Source organism: Sphaerotilus mobilis, from assembly GCF_004216565.1.
Taxonomy (GTDB): domain Bacteria; phylum Pseudomonadota; class Gammaproteobacteria; order Burkholderiales; family Burkholderiaceae_C; genus Sphaerotilus; species Sphaerotilus mobilis.
In genome coordinates this window covers 766,932-786,573 of sequence record NZ_SGWV01000007.1, presented here as the reverse complement: position 1 = coordinate 786,573, position 19,642 = coordinate 766,932, and the positions used below count along the sequence as shown (strand labels likewise).

The following is a 19,642-nucleotide window of genomic DNA, read 5'->3' as shown; positions in this document are numbered from 1 at the left end:
GCGGCGATGCGGGTCGTGATCCCACGACCCGGTTGCGCCTGCGCCGGTCCGATGCGACGTACCCCGAGACGACATGGAAACCACCACCGCGCTCTTCTACGTCTTTGCCGCAATCCTGTTGTTTGCGGCCTTCCGGGTCATCACCGCCCGCAGCCCCGTTCATGCGGCGCTGTATCTGGTGCTGGCATTCTTCAACGCCAGTTGCGTCTGGATGCTGTTGCAGGCTGAGTTCCTGGCGATCTCGCTGGTGCTGGTCTACGTCGGTGCCGTGATGGTGCTGTTCCTGTTCGTCGTGATGATGCTGGACATCAACATCGACGCGCTGCGACAGGGTTTCTGGAATCACTTCCCGGTGGCCGGCATGGTGGGCGTGGTCATCGCCCTTGAGATGGCGGTCGTGCTGATGCGCGGCTTCAACCTGCCCACGGCCAAGCCGATGGAAGGGGCCAGCGCGACGATGCCCAACACCAAGCTGCTGGGCATCGAGATCTACACCCACTACCTGTACCCGCTGGAGATCGCCGCCGTGCTGCTGCTGGTGGCCATCATCGCGGCCATCGCCCTGACCCTGCGCCGTCGCAAGGATGTCAAGGGACAGGACCCGAGCCAGCAGGTCCGGGCCCGCAAGGCCGACCGCCTGCGCATCGTGAAGATGGACGCCGTGCGCGAACTGCCCTCGGCCCCGGCGGCGCCTGCTGCTGACGCCGCTGCCGCTGCGGCCCCGAAAGGACAAGCGTGATGACCATCGGCCTTGGACACTACCTGACGCTGGGCGCGATCCTGTTCGCGCTGTCGGTGATCGGCATCTTCCTGAACCGCAAGAACCTGATCGTGCTGCTGATGGCCATCGAGCTGATGCTTCTGGCCGTCAACCTGAACTTCATCGCCTTCTCGCACTATCTGGGCGACATGGCCGGCCAGGTGTTTGTGTTCTTCATCCTGACCGTCGCGGCCGCCGAGTCGGCCATCGGTCTGGCCATCCTGGTGGTGCTGTTCCGCAACCGCTCGACGATCAATGTCGATGAACTCGACACGCTGAAGGGCTGAGGCCAGAGGGAAGAACACAAATGACCGAGCTCTCTCCAACCACCCTGCTGGCCGTGCCGCTGGCACCGCTGGCCGGCGCGGTGATCGCCGGCTTCTTTGGCAAGACCGTGGGCCGCCGTGGCTCGCACGTCGTGACCATCCTGGGCGTGCTGATCGCCTTCATCCTGTCGGCGATGACGCTGCAACAGGTCATGGACGGCGCACGTTTCAACCAGACCATCTATGAGTGGATGGTGCTCGGCGGCTTGAAGATGGAGGTCGGCTTCCTGGTCGACGGCCTGACCGCGATGATGATGGTGGTCGTCACCTTCGTGTCGCTGATGGTGCACATCTACACCATCGGCTACATGGAAGAGGATCCGGGCTACCAGCGCTTCTTCGCCTACATCTCGCTGTTCACCTTCTCGATGCTGATGCTCGTGATGAGCAACAACTTCCTGCAGCTGTTCTTTGGCTGGGAAGCGGTCGGTCTGGTGTCCTACCTGCTGATCGGCTTCTGGTTCAAGAAGCCGACCGCGATCTTCGCCAACATGAAGGCCTTCCTGGTGAACCGGGTCGGCGACTTCGGCTTCATCCTGGGCATCGGCCTGATCGTTGCCTACGCCGGCACGCTGAACTACAGCGAGACCTTCGCGCAGGCCGAGGCCTATGCCAAGCTGCCCTTCCCGGGCACCGACTGGATGCTCATCACGGTCACCTGCATCTGCCTGTTCATCGGTGCGATGGGCAAGAGCGCGCAGTTCCCGCTGCACGTCTGGCTGCCCGATTCGATGGAAGGTCCGACGCCGATCTCCGCGCTGATCCACGCCGCCACCATGGTGACGGCCGGCATCTTCATGGTCGCGCGCATGAGCCCGCTGTTCGAGCTGTCGGACACCGCGCTCAGCTTCATCCTGATCATCGGTGCCATCACCGCGCTGTTCATGGGCTTCCTGGGCATCATCCAGAACGACATCAAGCGCGTGGTTGCCTATTCGACGCTGTCGCAGCTCGGCTACATGACCATGGCGCTCGGTGCGTCGGCCTACTCGGTCGCCGTCTTCCACCTGATGACGCACGCCTTCTTCAAGGCCCTGCTGTTCCTGGGCGCTGGCTCCGTGATCATCGGCATGCACCACGACCAGGACATCCGCAACATGGGCGGCCTGTGGAAGCGCATGCCCATCACCTGGATCACCTCGCTGTTGGGGTCGCTCGCGCTGATCGGCACCCCGTTCTTTGCAGGCTTCTACTCGAAGGATTCGATCATCGAGGCGCTGCACGCCAGCAACCTGGCCGCCGCGCACTGGGCCTACTGGGCTGCGGTGATCGGCGTGTTTGTGACCGCCTTCTATTCCTTCCGGATGTACTTCCTGGTCTTCCACGGCAAGGAGAACTTCCACCACAAGCCCTTCCCGCCCGAGGACGACCACGCCCACGCGGACGACCATGCGGATGACCACGGCCATGCCCATGCCCATGCCCATGCCCATGCGCACGTGCCGCACGAGTCGCCCTGGGTCGTCACGCTGCCGCTGGTGCTGCTGGCCATCCCGTCGGTCATCGTCGGCTACCTGACCATCGGCCCGCTGGTGCATGGCGACTTCTTCAAGGACGCCATCGTCGTCAACGCCGCCCTGCATCCGACCATGCAGACGCTGTCGGAGGAATTCCACGGTGCGGCCGCCATGGCCATGCATGCCGTCTCGACGCTGCCGTTCTGGCTCGCCCTGGCTGGCGTCGTGACGTCCTACGTGTTCTACATGCTGGTGCCGGCCATCCCGGCCACGCTGGGCCGCGTGCTGGCGCCGGTGGTCACGCTGATGCAGAACAAGTACTACCTCGATGCCTTCAACGAGCATGTGCTGGCCGCTGGCGCGCGCCTGCTCGGGCGCGGCCTGTGGAAGGGTGGCGACGTCGCCATCATCGACGGCGCGGTCATCAACGGCTCGGCTCGCCTGATCGGCTGGATCTCATCGCTGGTCCGGCTGTTCCAGACCGGCTACATCTACCACTACGCACTGGTCATGCTTGTCGGCGTCTTCGCGCTGATGAGCTGGTTCGTGTTCCAGGCGCGCTGAGCCGGGGAAACGAAGAACATGGCTTATCTCTCTCTCGCCATCTGGCTGCCGATCGCCTTCGGCGCCGTGCTGCTGGCCCTTGGACGTGACGACCACGCCGGCGTGGTGCGCTGGATCGCCCTGGTCGGCGCGCTCGTCAGCTTCCTGGTCACGATCCCGCTGATCACCGGCTTCGACGTCACCAGCGCCGCCATGCAGTTCCAGGAACTGCAGCCGTGGATCGCCCGCTTCAACGTCAACTACCACCTCGGGGTCGACGGCATCTCGGTCTGGTTCGTGTTGCTGACTGCCTTCATCACCGTGATCGTCGTGATCGCGGCCTGGGAGGTCATCACCGAGCGCGTGCATCAGTACATGGGCGCCTTCCTGATCCTGTCGGGCCTGATGGTGGGCGTGTTCAGCGCGGTCGACGGCCTGCTGTTCTATGTCTTCTTCGAGGCCACGCTGATCCCGATGTACATCATCATCGGCGTCTGGGGCGGCCCGCGGCGCGTCTATGCGGCCTTCAAGTTCTTCCTGTACACGCTGGCCGGCTCGCTGTTGATGCTGATCGCGCTGATCTACCTGTACTACAAGTCGGGTGGCAGCTTCGACATCCTGGCCTGGCACAAGCTGCCGCTGGGCGCGACTGCCCAAGCCCTGTTGTTCGGTGCCTTCTTCGCCGCCTTCTCGGTCAAGGTGCCGATGTGGCCGGTGCACACCTGGCTGCCTGACGCCCACGTCGAAGCGCCCACCGGCGGCTCGGTCGTGCTGGCCGCGATCATGCTGAAGCTCGGCGCCTACGGCTTCCTGCGCTTCTCGATGCCGATCGCGCCGGATGCTGCACACACCTACGGTCCGATCATCATTGGCCTGTCTCTGATCGCGGTGATCTACATCGGCCTGGTCGCGCTGGTGCAGAACGACATGAAGAAGCTCGTCGCCTATTCGTCGATCGCGCACATGGGCTTCGTCACGCTCGGCTTCTTCATCTTCAGCGAGCTGGGCATCTCGGGCGGCCTGGTGCAGATGATCTCGCACGGCTTCGTCTCCGGCGCGATGTTCCTGTCCATCGGCGTTCTCTACGACCGGGTCCACTCGCGCGAGATCGCCAGCTACGGCGGCGTGGTCAACACCATGCCGAAGTTCGCGGCCTTCGCGGTCTTCTTCGGCATGGCCAACTGTGGCCTGCCGGGCACCGCCGGCTTCATCGGCGAGTGGATGGTGATCCTGGGTGCCGTCAAGTACAACTTCTGGATCGGTCTGCTGGCCGCGACTGCGCTGATCTTCGGCGCCGCGTACACGCTGTGGATGATCAAGCGGGTCTACTTCGGCGATGTCACCAACGACAACGTCCGAGAACTCACCGACATCAATGCACGCGAGTTCCTGATGCTGGCCGTGCTCGCCGTGGCCACGCTCGCCATGGGTCTGTACCCCAAGCCTTTCACTGACGTGATGCACAGCTCGGTCACCGAACTGATCCGCCACGTCGGCGTCTCGAAACTCTGACCCACGGAAACGTTCGCACCATGACCTCGATGAACTGGAACGCGATCCTTCCGGAGATCGTGCTGCTGGTGATGGCCTGCATCGTCGCGCTGGCCGACCTCTTCGTCACCGACCCGCAGCGCCGGCCCACCTACCGCCTGACTCTGTTGACGCTGGCCGTCTACGGCGCCTTGCACCTGGTCTATTTCCAGAACCCGACGCCCGAGTTCGCCGCTGGCGGCATGATCGTCTCGGACCCGATGGGGCATCTGCTGACCTTCTTCGCCACCGTCGCGGTGGCCGTCACGCTGGTCTATGCGCAGCCCTATGTGGCCAGCCGCGAGATGCTCAAGGGCGAGCTGTTCACGCTCAGCCTGTTCTCGCTGCTGGGCATCGCGATCATGGTGTCGGGTGCCAACCTGCTGATGATCTACCTCGGCCTGGAGCTGATGAGCCTGTCGCTCTACGCGCTGGTGGCGCTGCGACGTGACCATGCGCAGGCCACCGAGGCGGCGATGAAGTACTTCGTGTTGGGCGCGCTGGCCTCGGGCTTCCTGCTCTACGGCATGTCGATGATGTACGGCGCGACCGGCAGCCTCGAACTGGCCGGCGTGTTCGAGGCCATCAACAAGGGCGAGCCCAACAAGCAGGTGCTGGTCTTTGGCATCGTCTTCATCGTCTCCGGTCTGGCCTTCAAGCTCGGCGCCGTGCCCTTCCACATGTGGGTGCCCGACGTCTACCACGGCGCCCCCACGGCGGCGACGCTGCTGATCGCGGGCGCGCCCAAGATCGCGGCCTTCGGCATGGCCATGCGCCTGCTGGTCGATGGCCTGATCGGTCTGGCCGTGGACTGGCAGCAGATGCTGGTGGTGCTGTCGGTCTGTTCGCTGGTGGTCGGCAACCTGGCCGCCATCGCCCAGACCAACTTGAAGCGCATGCTGGCGTACTCGACCATCGCGCAGATGGGCTTTGTGCTGCTGGGTCTCGTGCCGGGCGTCATCAACGGCAACACCGTGTCGGCCGCCAACGCCTACAGCTCGGCGATGTTCTACATCCTGACCTATGTGGTCACGACGCTGGGCACCTTCGGCCTGATCATGCTGATGGCCCGCCAAGGCTTCGAGGCCGACCAGATCGACGACCTCGCCGGCCTGAATCAGCGCAATCCGCTGATGGCGGCCGTGATGGGCGTGTTCATGTTCTCGCTGGCCGGCATCCCGCCGACGGTGGGCTTCTACGCCAAGCTGTCGGTGCTGCAGGCACTGGTCTCGACCAACGACAGCGGCTACATCGGCCTGGCGATCTTCTCGGTGATGATGTCGCTGATCGGCGCCTTCTACTACCTGCGGGTGGTCAAGGTCATGTACTTCGACGAGGCGACCGACACCAGCGCCATCCAGGCCCCGGGCCAGGCCCGTGCGGTGCTGTCGCTCAACGGCGCGGCCGTGCTGGTCCTGGGCGTGTTGCCCGGTGGCCTGATGGCGATGTGCGCCTATGCCATCAAGGCGCTGGCGACCTGATCGACGTCCCGACCTGCCGAACACGGCCCCGCGCAGCCATCGGCTCGCGGGGCCGTCGTCCATCCAGGGGCTCGCCATGGGCCCGCCGCACTGACAGGATCACCGCATGACCCCACATCCGACGCCGCCTGCCCTGCCCACGCTGGCCGATCTGCCCAGCGGGGACGCTCACCTGATCGAGAAGCCGCTGAGCAGCGAGCAGGTCTTCCGCGGCCGGCTGCTCGATGTCCGTCTGGACCATGTCAGCCTGCCCGACGGCGGCCGGGCGACGCGTGAGTACATCGTGCACAACGGCGCGGTGATGGTGATCCCGCTGCTTGACGACGGCCGGCTGCTGCTCGAACGCCAGTACCGCTACCCGCTGCAGCGGGCCATGATCGAGTTCCCTGCCGGCAAGCTCGAGGTGGGCGAGGCCGGCATCCGCTGTGCCGTGCGCGAGCTGCGTGAGGAGACCGGCTACGAGGCCGCCGAGTGGGCCCATGCCGGCCAGCTGCACAACGCCATCGCCTATGCGACCGAGCACATCCAGGTCTGGCTGGCGCGTGGCCTGACCGCTGGCGAGCGCTCGCTCGACGAGGGCGAGTTCCTCGACGTCTTTGCCGCCACCGCAGAAGAACTGGCCGCCTGGTGCCGCGACGGCGCCGTCACCGATGCCAAGACGCTGGTCGGCCTGCTGTGGATCCAGCAATGGCGGGCCGGTCTGTGGGACTTGGCCTGGAAGACCGAGGCCGAACACGTCGCCGCCGGATAATTTCCCGCCATGAAGGTTCTCAATCTGCAATGCGTCGCCGGGCATGGCTTCGAAGGCTGGTTCGGCTCCGAAGCCGACATCGCCGACCAGCAGGCCCGTGGTCTGCTGACCTGCCCGGTCTGCAGCAGCCATGAGATCCACCGCCTGCCCTCCGCGCCGCGACTGAACCTGTCGGGTGCTCGTGAGCCGCGCGGCCGGGCTGTCGACGCTGCCCGGCCCTCAACCGCACCGACGGGCCAGCCAGGCGCTGCGCTTGTTGCGGCCTCGGCGACCGATGCACCGGCGCCGCCGCTGACGCCCGAAGCCGCCGCCCATGCCGCCGTGATGCAAGCGGCCTATCTGCACGCCGTGCGCGAGCTGATGACCCGCACCGAAGATGTCGGCCCGCGCTTCGCGGAAGAGGCTCGCCGCATCCACTACGGTGAGACCGAGGAACGCCAGATCCGCGGCAAGACCACCCCCGACGAGGCCGAGGCCTTGCGCGAGGAAGGCATCGAGTTCTTCTCGGTGGCTCTGCCCGACGGGATGGACGGGCCGGTCCAGTGAGCGCCGGCCTGGGATGCCCGGGCCGTCCTTGCGCGTGAGACGGCGCGGGACCCGATCAGGCCGACCCGGCACGCGGCGCCTGTTGCGGCAGCAGCAAGCCCTCATGGCGCGCCACGGCCTCCAGCGCTGCCTCGAAGTCTGAGCGGGCGCGGGCGGAGATCTGGCCCAGGTAGCGATGCAGGTCGGCGTCGTCCGGGCTGCGGTGGGCGCAGTCGGCGCTGTAGGCCTCGAAATGCGACAGCTGGACCAGCAACTCGGCGACATGGCGCGGGCATTCGCAGGCGATGGTCGACGACAGGCCGGCGAAGTCCGCCAGCGCGGCGTCGTCCCAACGCCGGGGCGACACCGGCTCGGCCGACCCGTTGAACGCGAAGGCCTCCGGCGCGTCGGTCGACGTCATCCGCGCCAGCGGGTCCAGCCACTGCGCCAGCACCGCGTCGGGCTGCGGCTCGCGCAGCAAGCGGACACCGGCATCGCTCAAGGCCGTGCAGGTGGCCTCGCTGCCGTAGCGGTAGAGCACGGCCTTGGGCAGCTTCGCCCAGGCGGTCGATCCCGGCGACGCGTCGATCAAGGACTCAAGCCCCTCGATCGCGAGGCTGGGGGCGTGGATCAACAGGGCGTCGATGCCGGCCGATGGCCCGTCGTACAGGCGTGCCCGCACCACGTCCAGGCTGTCGCAGCGTTCAACCTGCGCCACCGCGCGGGACAGTCGACGCAGCAGGGCCGGGCGCTCCAGCCGTGCGGCCAGCGTCGGTCCGATCACTGCAACGCGCCAGGGCCGCAGGCCGGGCGACGTCGCCAAGGCCGACGGCTCAGCCTGTCGGCTGGCCAGGGCTTGCGCATGGGTGGCGGCGACCTGCTGCAACTGGGCCATGTCCAGCCCCGCCAGGCGACCGATCGCATGACCCAGGTCGGTGAGCTGCCGGATGAGCGCCAGACGCCGCACGTCATCGGCGTCATAGAGCCTTTGACCGCTGGGCGACAGGACCGGCTGCGTCAGGCCGTACCGACGCTCCCAGACGCGCAAGGTGGCGACCGGCATGCGCAACATGCGCGCAACCGCGCCGCTGCGGTGCAAGGTGGCGTCGACCGCAGCTGCCGGGGTCGGGTCCGGGGCGAGTGCTGGGGCGTTTGCCGTGGCGTGTGCGGTGGCTGGCGGGGGGCTGGAGCGGTTCGTCTGGCGCATGGGCGACTTGCAGTGAATCGAGGTTGACGCGGAAAAGCCGACTCAATTGTCAGACTGACCTGTGATTGACGCCGACTTGGCGATGAAAAACCTATGCTGCGCACCATGACATCCAGACCTCTGCGCAGCATGGCCGTGATCGGTGCCGGCATGGCCGGTGCCACCTGTGCCCACGCCTTGGCCATGGCCGGCCACACGGTGCAGGTGTTCGACAAGGCACGCGGCCCGGGAGGCCGGATGGCCACCCGCCGCATGACGTGGAAGGACCTCGATGGCCGGGCCTGGACCACCCGGCTGGACCATGGCGCACTGGGCATCACGGCGCGCAGCAGGGCTTTTGGCGCATGGGTCGACATGGGCGTGTCGGGCGGCTGGCTGACCCGCTGGTCGCCACGGCTCGCCCACGGCAGCCGGCCGCTGGACGACGTCCGCCCGATCCACCTGCCGGTGCCGGACCTGCCGGCCGTCTGCCGCCAGTTGCTCGAAGGCTCGGAGATCACCTGGGAGTCGGCGGTCGAGGCGCTGCATCACACGCCCGAGGGCTGGCAGTTGCAGGTCGGCGGTGAGCGTCTCGGGGCCTTGTTCGATGCCGTGCTGATCGCCATGCCGCCGGCCCAGGCGGCGACCTTGCTGGCGCCGCATCGGCCGGACTGGGCGGGCACGGCGGCGCGGACCCCCATGCAGGCCTGCTGGACCCTGATGGGCGTGGAGGCGCTCGGCGCGCAAGCGATCGATGCATCTGGCGGCGGTGCGTCGTGGTCTGGGGAGTGGGATCTGGCGCGGCCGGTCGACGGTCCGCTGGCCTGGGTGCTGCGGCAAGACGCCCGTCCCGGCCGCCCGCAGGTGGCTGGTCAGGCGCACTGGGTGGCGCATGCCCGCACCGACTGGAGCCTGCAGCATCTGGAACAGTCGCCGCAGTGGGTCGCCGCGCAGATGCAGGCCGCGCTCGCCAGCGCCTTGGGACGTCCGGTCGACTGGCTGCACACGACGGTGCACCGTTGGCGCTATGGCCTGCCGCCGGTCGCCGGGGCGACGCCGGCCTGCTGGTGGGACCGCGCGCAGGGTTTGGGCGTCTGTGGCGATTTCCTTGGCACCGCCATGCTGGCGCGGGCCGATGACGCCGGGGGGGATGCGGGAGGTGAAGGGCTGGACAGCGTCGGCGTCGAAGCCGCCTGGTTGTCAGGCCGGGCGCTGGCCCATGCGCTGATGACGCCGTGCCAGGTTCAGCAGACAGCGCTGGTCGAGGCCCTGTCGTGAGCGGACGCGCCAGCGGCTTCCGGGGCAACAAGGCCGCCTTGCCCAGCAAGCCCTGCATGTCCTGCGGTCGGGCCATGAGCTGGCGCCACCGCTGGGCGAAGAACTGGGACGAGGTGAAGTACTGCTCCGACGCCTGCCGGCGTCAAAAGGCCCTTGGGCGCTGACCATGGCTGACACGCGCCGCCTGGTCATCGTGCTGGGCGACCAGCTCGACCTCGAAGCTGCAGCCTTCGATGGCTTCGACCCGGCCGTCGACACGGTTTGGATGGCCGAGGTCGCCGAGGAGTCCACCCACGTCTGGTCCGGCCAGCCACGCATCGCCGTGTTTCTGGCCGCGATGCGGCACTTTGCGATCGCCCTGCAGGACGCCGGTCGGGCGCTGGTCTACACCCGGCTCGACGCGCCCGGCAATGTGGGCAGTCTGGCGGCTCAATTGGCGCAGGACCTCGCCCGGATCCGGCCGTCCGAACTGGTGATGACCGCACCGGGCGACTGGCGGGTGCTGCAGGCGATCCAGGCCGTGGCGGCCGAGGCCGGTTTGCCGCTGGACGTGCGCGAGGACCGCCACTTCTTCACCAGCGTGCGCGATTTCGCGGCCCACGCCCGAGGGCGCAAGGCCTTGCGCATGGAGCACTTCTACCGCGAGCAGCGGCGGCGCTTCCAGGTCCTGATGCAGGACGACGAGCCGGCAGGCGGCCAGTGGAACTACGACGCCGACAACCGCGCCGCCTTCGGCCCGGACGGCCCCGGCTTTCTGCCGCCGCGGTCGACCTTCGAGCCCGATGCGGTGACCCGCGAGGTGCTTGACCTCGTCGCCCGGCGTTTTGCCGACCACCCGGGCCGGCTCGACAGCTTCGCCTGGCCGGTGACCCGCGACCAGGCCTTGTTGGCGCTGCAAGCCTTCATCACCGATCGCCTGCCGCTGTTCGGCCGCTATCAAGATGCGCTGTGGCCGGGCGACCCGTGGCTCTACCACTCGCACCTGTCGGCCGCGCTCAACCTGAAGCTCCTGAACCCGCGCGAAGTGGTGGCCGCAGCCGAGGCGGCTTGGCGCGCCGGCCATGTGCCGCTGGCCAGTGCCGAAGGTTTCATCCGGCAGATCCTGGGCTGGCGCGAGTACGTGCGCGGCATCTACTGGACCCGCATGCCGGGCTATGCCGACGCCAACGCGCTGGACGCGCAAGAAGATCTGCCCGCCTGGTTCTGGACCGGCGCCACCGACCTGGCCTGCCTGCGCGACGCGCTGACGCAGACGCTGGCGCACGGCTACGCCCACCACATCCAGCGCCTGATGGTGACCGGCCTGTATGCGTTGATGCTGGGCGTGCAGCCGCGCCAGGTCCATGCTTGGTATCTGGCGGTCTATGTCGATGCGGTCGAATGGGTCGAACTGCCCAACACGCTGGGCATGAGCCAGTACGCCGACGGCGGCCTGATGGGCAGCAAGCCCTATGTCGCCACCGGCCGCTACCTCGAACGCATGGGGCCGCATTGCCAGGGCTGTCGCTACGACCCGGCCCAGCGCAGCGGCGAGCGGGCCTGTCCCTACACGACGCTCTACTGGGACTTCCTGATGCGCCACGAAGCCCGGCTGGCCGCCCACCCGCGCATGGCCTTGCAGGTGAAGAACCTTGCTCGCCTGGACGACGCCGACCGCCAGGCCGTGCGCGTGCGCGCCGACGCGATCCGTCGGGGCGAGGTCGGGGCACTGCATGGCTGAACCGGGCGCGGGCACGGGCTCGGGTGCCGGCACGCCCACGGCGGTCGTCTGGTTCAAGCGCGACCTGCGTCTGCGCGACCACGCCCCGCTGGCCGAGGCGGCGCGCATCGGCCGGGCGCTGGGTCTGGTGGTGATCGAGCCGGCGTGGCTGGCCAGTCCCGAATGCGACCCGCGCCATGTCGCCTTCCTGCTGGCCTGCGTGGCGCGCCTGCGCGACGACCTGGCCGCACGGGGCCTGCCGCTGCGGGTCTGCGTGGGCGACATGCTGGCGGCGCTGTCGTCGCTGCGAGAGGACATCGGCGTCACGCACCTGCTCAGCCATGAAGAAACCGGCCCTGGCTGGACCTACACACGCGACCTCGCCGTGGCCGACTGGTGCCGCCACGTCGGCGTGCGCTGGCAAGAATGGCCGCAGACCGGCGTGGTCCGGCGCCTGCGTTCGCGCCTGGGCTGGGCCGGTCGCTGGACCGCGCGGATGAACGCGGCCGAGGTGCCTCAGCCTGTTGCCTTCCAGGGCGCGTTGCCGCTGGAGGCCCGACCCCTGCCGACCTTGCGGGATCTGGGGCTGCCGACACCCGTCGCTGCGCTGCCGAGCGCAGGCGAGCCGGCCGCCTGGGCCGTGCTGGCGGACTTTCTCGGCGGCCGTGGCCGCGACTACCGCAGCGCGCTGTCCAGCCCCTTGACCGCCGCCGAGGGCTGCAGCCGCCTGAGCGAACACCTGGCCTTCGGCACGGTCTCGATGCGCTGCGTGCACCAGGCCACCGAGGCGCGCATCGCCGGCACGGCCGACCGCGCGCTGGCCTGGGGCCTGCGCGGCTTTGCCAGCCGGCTGCGCTGGCACTGCCACTTCATGCAGAAGCTTGAAGACCAGCCGGATCTGGAGTTCCGCAACCTCGCCCGCTCGATCGACGGCCTGCGGCCCGGCGACGGCGTGCACCCCGGCCCGGTCGACGCCGAGCGGCTGCAGGCCTGGTGCGAGGGCCGCACCGGCTACCCCATGGTCGACGCCTGCATGCGCCAGCTGCGTGCGACCGGCTGGCTCAACTTCCGGATGCGGGCGATGCTGGTCAGCTTCGCGGCCTACCACCTGGGCCTGCACTGGCGCGAGCCGGGTCTGTTCCTGGCCCGCCAGTTCCTGGACTTCGAGCCCGGCATCCACTGGAGCCAGATGCAGATGCAGTCGGGCACCACCGGCATCAACACATTGAGGGTCTACTCGCCCGCCAAGCAGGCGCGTGACCACGATCCACACGGCCTGTACGTGCGCCGCTGGGTGCCTGAGCTCGGAACCCCCGCCTACCCAGCGCCGCTGGTCGACGAGCGCTCGGCGCTGGCCGCCGCCAAGGCCAGCTTGTATGGCGTGCGTCAGACCCCCGGTGCGCGGGTCGAGGCCGACGCCATCCAGCAGCAACACGGCTCGCGCAAGAGCGGCCTGCCACCCAGCGGCAACCCGACCCCGAGGCGACGCCGCAGCCCCGCCGCAGCCGACGGTCAAGGGCAGTTGTTCTAGGTCTGCGGCAACTTGTCGGCCCGGAGCGATTCACCTAGCCTCGGCCGCATGACCTTCCCCGCGTCGATGACCGTGCCCGTCCCGGCACGGACCGTGGTCAGTCTGGGCACGGCGCAGACGCTGGCCTGGGCGTCGACCTACTACCTGCCCGCCATCCTCGCCACGCCGATCGCGCAGGAGCTGGGAACCTCCGTGCCGACGGTGTTCGCCGCCTTCAGCCTGGCGCTGATCCTGGCCGCCGCAGTCGGGCCGCTGGCCGGTGCTGCCATCGACCGGCTTGGCGGCCGGCCGGTGCTGATGGGCACCAGCGTCGTGTTCGCCCTGGGTCTGGCGGCGCTCGGGCTGGCACAGGGGCCGGTCAGCCTGTTCGCGGCCTGGTTGCTGATTGGGCTGGGCATGGGCAGCGGGCTCTATGACGCGGCCTTTGCGGCGCTGGTGCGCCTGCAGGGCCAGGGGGCACGCGCCAGCATCACCGGCGTCACCTTGTTCGCCGGCTTTGCCAGCACCGTCGGCTGGCCGCTGTCGACATGGCTGGCGGCCGAACACGGCTGGCGCTCGGCCTGTTTCACCTGGGCGGCGTTGCACCTGCTGATCGGCCTGCCCCTCAACGCCCTGCTGCCGAAGGTCGTGCCCGCGCTGCAGCCGGCGGCGGTGTTGCCGGCGGTGCTGCCAGCGGTGCTGTCAGCAGATGACACCGCGCTCGACAAGACCCAGACCGAGAACCAGACCGAGACCCAGACCCGTGAGCCGCCGCCATCGCCCGAGGCGTCAGCAGCGTCTTGGTGGCCGATGCTGATCCTGTCCTTTGTCTTCTCGGCGACCTGGTTCATCTCGACCGCCATGGCCTCGCATCTGCCCCGGCTGATGCAGGCCGCCGGCACCACGGCGGCCGGCGCCGTGTGGGTGGGCAGCCTGATCGGTCCGGCCCAGGTGGCCGGACGCCTGCTGGAGTTCGGCTGGCTGCGCCGGGTCCACCCGCTGCTGTCGGCCCGGCTGGCGGCGGCGATGCACCCGCTCGGGGTGGGCGTGCTGATGGTCGGTGGTCCGGTCTTCGCGCCGCTGTTCGGCCTGCTGCATGGCGCCGGCAACGGCGTGCTGACGATCGCCAAGGGCACCCTGCCACTGGCCTTGTTCGGCAGCGGCCACTACGGTGCCCGGCAAGGCTGGCTGATGTTGCCTGCCCGGATCGCCCAGGCGCTCGCGCCCTATCTGTTCGGCCTGGTGCTGGACCACCTGCAGGCCAACGCGCTGTGGGTCACCGCCGCCGTTGGCCTGAGTGCCTGGGCGGCCTTGCTGGCGCTGCGCGCGGCCCCGCCCGTTCGCTGAGCGGGGCGACCGGACGGGTCACTGCAGCGTGTCATCCCCGCCCGGCGAGGCCGCTGCCGCGACGCCGCCCAGCGCGGCCTGCCAGGTCCGCATCGGGATGTGGTGGGTCAGGCGGTGCAGGGCGCAGTCCAGCAGCGCCGCGTCCAGCTCATGGCCGATGCCTTCGGCGATGTCGAGCGTGGCGTCACTGCCTTCGAGCTGGGCCAGGTGCTGCATCGCCTCCTTGGCATGACGCACGGGGATGACCGGGTCGGCGCCGCCGTGGAAGAAGTGCAGGGTGGTCAGCTTCGGTGCCTGGGCTGGCAGGCTGGCGTAGCGGCCGCTGAAGGCCAGCACGCGGCCGGCCAGGCCGTCGCGGGCGGCGACCGCCTCCAGCGACAGGATGGTGCCTTGCGAGAAACCGACCAGCGCGGTGGCCGCCTCGCCGACGCCCAGGCGTTCCTGGTGCGCGCGGATGTCGGCGACCAGACGCGGCAGCACGGCGGCGACGCGCGCTGGCCGTTGCGCCTCGACATCACCGCGGATCGAGAACCACTGCCGTGCCGAGCCGTCGTGCGGCATGCCGTCGAAGGGCTCGTAGCCCTGCAGCGAGATCACCGCCGCCTGCGGGAAGTGGGCCCGCAGCACGCGGCCCAGCGGCAGCAGATTGGCGGCGTTGGCACCGACACCGTGCAGCAGCAGCATCAGCTGGCGCGGGGCGCCCGCAGCGGGCAGCAGTTCGATGTTGGCGGTGTGCAGGTCAGTGGTCATGGCGTTCGGCGCCTCGGGCGCAGGTTCGGGACGGGGCCGATTTTGAGCCCCGTCCGGTCTGGCACCGTTGCCCCGGCTTGAACGCTGTGTGGTGTGGCGCTCAGCCCGGCAAGGCCGCCGCGATGTCGGCGGCGAAGGCGTCGACCGACTCCGGCGTGGTGTCCCAGGCGCACATGAAGCGGCAGCCGCCACCGGCGATGAACTCATAGAAGCGCCAACCTTTGGCCCGCAAGGCCGTGACCGCCGGGGGCGGCAGCCGGGCAAACACCGCATTGGCCCGCGGCTCGTGCAGCACCTGCACGCCGGCCAGGTCGCGGATGGCCGCATGCAGGCGCTGCGCCATGGCGTTGGCATGCCGCGCGTTGGCCAGCCAGGTGTCGTTCTCCAGCAGCCCCAGCCAGGGCGCGGAGATGAATCGCATCTTCGAGGCCAACTGGCCGGCCTGCTTGACGCGCCAGGCGAAGTCCACGCTCAGGGCCCGGTCGAAGAACACCACCGCCTCGCCGACCGGCAGGCCGTTCTTGGTGCCACCGAAGCACAGCACATCGACACCGGCCCGCCAGGTGATGTCGCTCGGCTGGCAGCCCAGCGTCGCCACCGCATTGGCAAATCGTGCGCCGTCCATGTGGACCTTGAGGTGCCGGCGCTTGGCGATGGCCGCGATCGCACGCACCTCTTCGACCGTGTAGACCGTGCCCAGCTCGGTGGCCTGGGTCAGGCTGACGACCTTGGGCTTGGGGTAGTGGATGTCGCTGCGCTTGGTCACCATCGCCTCGACCGCGTCGGGCGTGAGCTTGCCCAGCCGCCCGGCCGCGCTGTCGGCCTCGGCCACCAGCAGCTTGGATCCGTTGGAGAAAAACTCCGGCCCGCCGCATTCGTCGGTCTCGATGTGCGCCACCGAGGTGCAGATCACCGAGTGGTAACTCTGGCACAGCGAGGCCAGCGCCAGCGAGTTGGCCGCCGTGCCGTTGAAGACGAAGTAGATGTCGCAGTCGGTCTGGAACAGCTCGCGCAGCGCCTCCGACACGCGCTGCGTCCAGCCGTCGTCGCCATAGGCCGGCTCATGGCCGCTGGCGGTGGCCTCCTGGAACCAGCGTGCTGCGTTTGGGCACATGCCGGCGTAGTTGTCGCTGGCGAATTGCTGCTGGCGGGGCGGGGTGGCGGGATGGGTCATGGGTGGCTTTCGTCGGTGCGTGTCGGAGCGGCGCTCGCCGTGTGCCGGATGGGTGAAAACGCGTTGAACGTGCCGGTTGGTCCGTCACCGCCGCATGGGGTGTATGGGCCTCGGCGGTGGTCCGGAGGCCCATCGGCACCAGCCCGTCGGACACAGGGTGTCCGACCTACCGAAGGCGTTGCCGGAGGGTGGCTGTGCATGGAGCGCTAGTCGTGCGACAACACGTGGCGCGCGAGTTGCCGTCGAGCAAACCGGTAGGTCGGACACCCCGTGTCCGACGGGCTGGTGCCGATGGGCAACGACCCCAGCAACCTTCTTGAACGCGCCGGTCGGCACAGGGTCATCTTGCCCAAGGATGTGCTCTATCCCCCAAGCGCATATTCCGCCACCGGCACGCAGCTGCAGAACAGGTTGCGGTCGCCGTGCACGTTGTCGACGCGGCCGACCGGGGACCAGTACTTGGCGCGGCGCAGGCCGGCGGTCGGGTAGGCGGCGATCTCGCGGCTGTAGGGGTGGGGCCAGTCCTCGACCAGCAGGCTGGCCGCCGTGTGCGGTGCGTTCTTGAGCGGGTTGTCCTCGCGCGGCCAGAGGCCCCGTTCGACCTGCCGGATCTCCTCGCGGATGGCGATCATGGCGTCGCAGAAACGGTCCAGCTCGGCGCGCGGCTCGCTCTCGGTTGGCTCGACCATCAGCGTGCCAGCGACCGGGAAGCTCAGCGTCGGGGCGTGGAAGCCGTGGTCGATCAGGCGCTTGGCGACGTCCTCGGCGCTGACGCCGCTGCTGTCCTTGAGCGGGCGCAGATCGAGGATGCACTCGTGTGCCACGCCGCCGCCCTTGACGCCGGCGATGCTGCCGCTGAAGTGGATGTCGTAGTGATCGGCCAGCCGCGCGGCCACGTAGTTGGCGCTCAGGATGGCCGTCTCGGTGGCGGCCTGCAGGCCGGCCGCGCCCATCATGCGCACATACATCCAGCTGATCGGCAGCACCGCCGCGTTGCCCAGCGGTGCGGCGCTGACGGCGCCAATGTTGTGTTCGGTGCCGGCCAGGCCACCGCTGCGGTGCGCGGGCAGGAAGGGCACCAGGTCCTCGACCACACAGACCGGGCCGACGCCGGGGCCGCCGCCGCCGTGCGGGATGCAGAAGGTCTTGTGCAGGTTGAGGTGGCTGACGTCGCCGCCGAACTGGCCCGGCGCAGCCACACCCACCAGCGCGTTCATGTTGGCGCCGTCGACATAGACCCGCCCGCCGTGTTCATGCACCAGCGCGCAGATCTCGCCAACATGGCTGTCGAACACGCCGTAGGTCGACGGGTAGGTGATCATGATCGCGGCCAGGCGCTCGCGGTGCTGGGCGCACTTGGCGCGCAGGTCGGCCAGGTCGATGTTGCCTTCTGCATCGCACTTCGTGACGACCACCTGCATGCCGGCCATCTGGGCCGACGCGGGGTTGGTGCCGTGAGCCGACTCGGGGATCAGGCAGATGTCGCGGTGGGTGTCGCCCCGGCTGGCGTGCCAGGCCTGGATCACCAGCAGGCCGGCGTATTCGCCTTGTGAGCCGGCATTGGGCTGCAAGCTGATGCCGGCATAGCCGGTGGCTTGCGACAGCCAGGCGCACAGCTGCGCATCGAGCTGGGCATAGCCGGCCAGCTGGTCGGCCGGTGCGTAGGGATGGATGTTGGCGAACTCGGGCCAGGTGATCGGGATCATCTCGGCCGTCGCGTTGAGCTTCATCGTGCAGGAGCCCAGCGGAATCATGCTGCGGTCGAGCGCGAGGTCCTTGTCCGACAGGCTGCGGATGTAGCGCAGCATCTCGGTCTCGCTGTGGTGGGTGTTGAAGACCGGGTGAGTCAGGAAGGCGCTGCTGCGGCGCAAGGCGGCGGGGATGCGAAGCTCGATGCCTTCACGCTCGATCGCGTCGACGCTGGGCAGCGTCTGGCCCGGTGCGGCGAACACGCCCCACAGCAGCGCGAGGTCGTCGCGCGTGGTGGTCTCGTCCAGCGCGATGCACAGGTAGTCGCCCCAATAGGTGCGCAGATTGGCGCCGGCCGCGACGGCCTTGGCGGCGAACTCGGCGGTCCGCGCCCCGGTGTGCAGGCACAGGGTGTCGAAGGCGCTCGGGTGGCTCAGCGCGTGACCCAGTTGTTCCAGCCCGCGCGCCAGGATGGCGGTCAGCGCGGCCACGCGCGTGGCGATGCGCGTCAGGCCCAGCGGGCCGTGATAGACCGCATACATGCTGGCCACGACGGCCGGCAGGACCTGGGCGGTGCAGATGTTGGAGGTCGCCTTCTCGCGCCGGATGTGCTGCTCGCGCGTCTGCAGCGCCAGCCGGTAGGCCGGGTCGCCGTGGCTGTCGATGCTGACGCCGACCAGCCGGCCCGGCATCGAGCGCTTGAACTCATCGCGGCAGGCCATGTAGGCAGCATGCGGGCCACCCGCGCCCATCGGCATGCCCAGGCGCTGGGTGTTGCCGACGACGATGTCGGCGCCCCATTCACCCGGCGGCACCAGCAGCGTCAGCGCCAGGATGTCGGCCGCGACGATGAAGGCGGCCGAGCGGGCATGCACCTGTTCGACATCGGCGCGCAGGTCGTCGATGCGACCGCTGGTGCTGGGGTACTGGCCCAGCACGGCGAAGTAGTCGTCGCCGGCCAGTGCAGCGTCCCACTCGGCGGCCGAGTTGGCCAGCTTGACGACCAGGCCCAGCGGCCGGGCGCGGGTCTGGATCACCTCGATGGTCTGCGGGTGGCAGTCACCGGCGACGACGAAGGTGTTGCCCTTGGCCTTGGCGCTGCGGCGCGCCAGCGTCATGGCTTCGGCGGCGGCGGTGGCCTCGTCGAGCATCGAGGCGTTGGCGATCGCCATGCCCGTCAGGTCGCAGACCATGGTCTGGAAGTTGACCAGCGCCTCCAGCCGACCCTGGCTGATCTCGGCCTGATAGGGCGTGTAGGCGGTGTACCAGGCTGGGTTCTCGAGGATGTTGCGCAGGATGACGCCGGGCGTGTGGGTGCCGTGGTAGCCCTGTCCGATGAAGCTGCGCAGCACGCGGTTGCGGCCGGCCAGGGCCTTCAACTCGGCCAGCGCAGCGGCCTCGCTGACGGCAGGGGGCAGGTCCATCGGGGCGGCGCGGCGGATGCCGGCGGGCACGATGGCGTCGATCAGGGCGGCCCGGCTGGCGCTGCCGATGACCGACAGCATGTGCTGCTCGTCGGTGGCATCGGGGCCGATATGGCGGGCGGTGAATTCGGTGGCGTTCTCGAGCGCGGTCAGGCTGACCGGGGCGGTGCGGGGATGCTGGGCGGGCATGGTGGCGGCGATGTGAGGAAGAC

Annotated in this window: 16 protein-coding genes; 12 read left to right on the top strand and 4 right to left on the bottom strand. The window is 68.9% G+C overall.

What is annotated here, in order from left to right; all coding sequences use genetic code 11:
- Nucleotides 1-73: 73 nt before the first annotated feature.
- The 7 genes from EV685_RS03795 to EV685_RS03765 all read left to right on the top strand — a co-directional run bounded on the left by EV685_RS03795 (nt 74) and on the right by EV685_RS03765 (nt 7,394).
- Nucleotides 74-739, top strand: a complete 666-nt coding sequence (locus EV685_RS03795; RefSeq protein ID WP_130480614.1) for an NADH-quinone oxidoreductase subunit J — start codon at nt 74-76, stop codon at nt 737-739.
- Nucleotides 739-1,047, top strand: coding sequence for an NADH-quinone oxidoreductase subunit NuoK (nuoK, locus tag EV685_RS03790; protein WP_130480613.1), 309 nt, complete (start codon nt 739-741; stop codon nt 1,045-1,047). The genes EV685_RS03795 and nuoK overlap by 1 nt, the downstream gene beginning before the upstream one ends.
- Before the next feature lie 20 nt (nt 1,048-1,067).
- Nucleotides 1,068-3,107 (top strand): NADH-quinone oxidoreductase subunit L, encoded by a 2,040-nt coding sequence (gene nuoL / locus EV685_RS03785; protein WP_130480612.1) that lies wholly within the window; start codon nt 1,068-1,070, stop codon nt 3,105-3,107.
- Nucleotides 3,108-3,125: 18 nt separating this feature from the next.
- Nucleotides 3,126-4,598 (top strand): NADH-quinone oxidoreductase subunit M, encoded by a 1,473-nt coding sequence (locus EV685_RS03780; RefSeq protein ID WP_130480611.1) that lies wholly within the window; start codon nt 3,126-3,128, stop codon nt 4,596-4,598.
- Between the two features lie 20 nt (nt 4,599-4,618).
- Nucleotides 4,619-6,097, top strand: coding sequence for an NADH-quinone oxidoreductase subunit NuoN (nuoN, locus tag EV685_RS03775; protein ID WP_130480610.1), 1,479 nt, complete (start codon nt 4,619-4,621; stop codon nt 6,095-6,097).
- Between the two features lie 106 nt (nt 6,098-6,203).
- Nucleotides 6,204-6,848: an NUDIX domain-containing protein gene (locus EV685_RS03770; RefSeq protein WP_130480609.1), complete on the top strand. Its 645-nt coding sequence runs from the start codon at nt 6,204-6,206 to the stop codon at nt 6,846-6,848.
- Between the two features lie 9 nt (nt 6,849-6,857).
- Nucleotides 6,858-7,394 carry a DUF1178 family protein gene (locus EV685_RS03765; protein ID WP_130480608.1) on the top strand — a complete coding sequence of 179 codons (537 nt, stop codon included), beginning with the start codon at nt 6,858-6,860 and terminating at the stop codon, nt 7,392-7,394.
- Between the two features lie 55 nt (nt 7,395-7,449).
- Here the strand turns inward: EV685_RS03765 and EV685_RS03760 are convergent, their stop codons facing one another.
- Nucleotides 7,450-8,580 (bottom strand): MerR family transcriptional regulator, encoded by a 1,131-nt coding sequence (locus EV685_RS03760; protein ID WP_130480607.1) that lies wholly within the window; start codon nt 8,578-8,580, stop codon nt 7,450-7,452.
- 105 nt (nt 8,581-8,685) lie between these two features.
- On the opposite strand from EV685_RS03760, the gene EV685_RS03755 reads away from it, so the two are divergent.
- The 5 genes from EV685_RS03755 to EV685_RS03735 are packed head-to-tail and all read left to right on the top strand — an operon-like array spanning nt 8,686 to nt 14,393.
- Nucleotides 8,686-9,837 carry an NAD(P)/FAD-dependent oxidoreductase gene (locus EV685_RS03755; RefSeq protein ID WP_165396703.1) on the top strand — a complete coding sequence of 384 codons (1,152 nt, stop codon included), beginning with the start codon at nt 8,686-8,688 and terminating at the stop codon, nt 9,835-9,837.
- On the top strand, nt 9,834-10,001 hold the full coding sequence (locus EV685_RS03750) for a DUF2256 domain-containing protein (RefSeq protein ID WP_130480605.1): 168 nt from the start codon (nt 9,834-9,836) through the stop codon (nt 9,999-10,001). The genes EV685_RS03755 and EV685_RS03750 overlap by 4 nt, the downstream gene beginning before the upstream one ends.
- Nucleotides 10,002-10,003: 2 nt before the next feature.
- Entirely contained in the window at nt 10,004-11,557 is a 1,554-nt protein-coding gene (locus EV685_RS03745; protein ID WP_130480604.1) for a cryptochrome/photolyase family protein, read from the top strand.
- Entirely contained in the window at nt 11,550-13,067 is a 1,518-nt protein-coding gene (locus EV685_RS03740; RefSeq protein WP_130480603.1) for an FAD-binding domain-containing protein, read from the top strand. Before EV685_RS03745 ends, EV685_RS03740 begins: the two co-directional genes overlap by 8 nt.
- 48 nt (nt 13,068-13,115) lie before the next feature.
- Nucleotides 13,116-14,393: an MFS transporter gene (locus tag EV685_RS03735; RefSeq protein ID WP_242615404.1), complete on the top strand. Its 1,278-nt coding sequence runs from the start codon at nt 13,116-13,118 to the stop codon at nt 14,391-14,393.
- Between the two features lie 18 nt (nt 14,394-14,411).
- On the opposite strand, the gene ypfH is transcribed toward EV685_RS03735, so the two are convergent.
- From ypfH to gcvP, 3 genes are all read right to left on the bottom strand, one after another.
- On the bottom strand, nt 14,412-15,143 hold the full coding sequence (gene ypfH, locus EV685_RS03730; protein ID WP_130480602.1) for an esterase: 732 nt from the start codon (nt 15,141-15,143) through the stop codon (nt 14,412-14,414).
- 100 nt (nt 15,144-15,243) lie between these two features.
- On the bottom strand, nt 15,244-16,317 hold the full coding sequence (locus tag EV685_RS03725; protein WP_130480601.1) for a threonine aldolase family protein: 1,074 nt from the start codon (nt 16,315-16,317) through the stop codon (nt 15,244-15,246).
- Nucleotides 16,318-16,679: 362 nt separating this feature from the next.
- Nucleotides 16,680-19,619, bottom strand: a complete 2,940-nt coding sequence (gene gcvP / locus EV685_RS03720; RefSeq protein WP_130480600.1) for an aminomethyl-transferring glycine dehydrogenase — start codon at nt 19,617-19,619, stop codon at nt 16,680-16,682.
- Between the last annotated feature and the right edge of the window lie 23 nt (nt 19,620-19,642).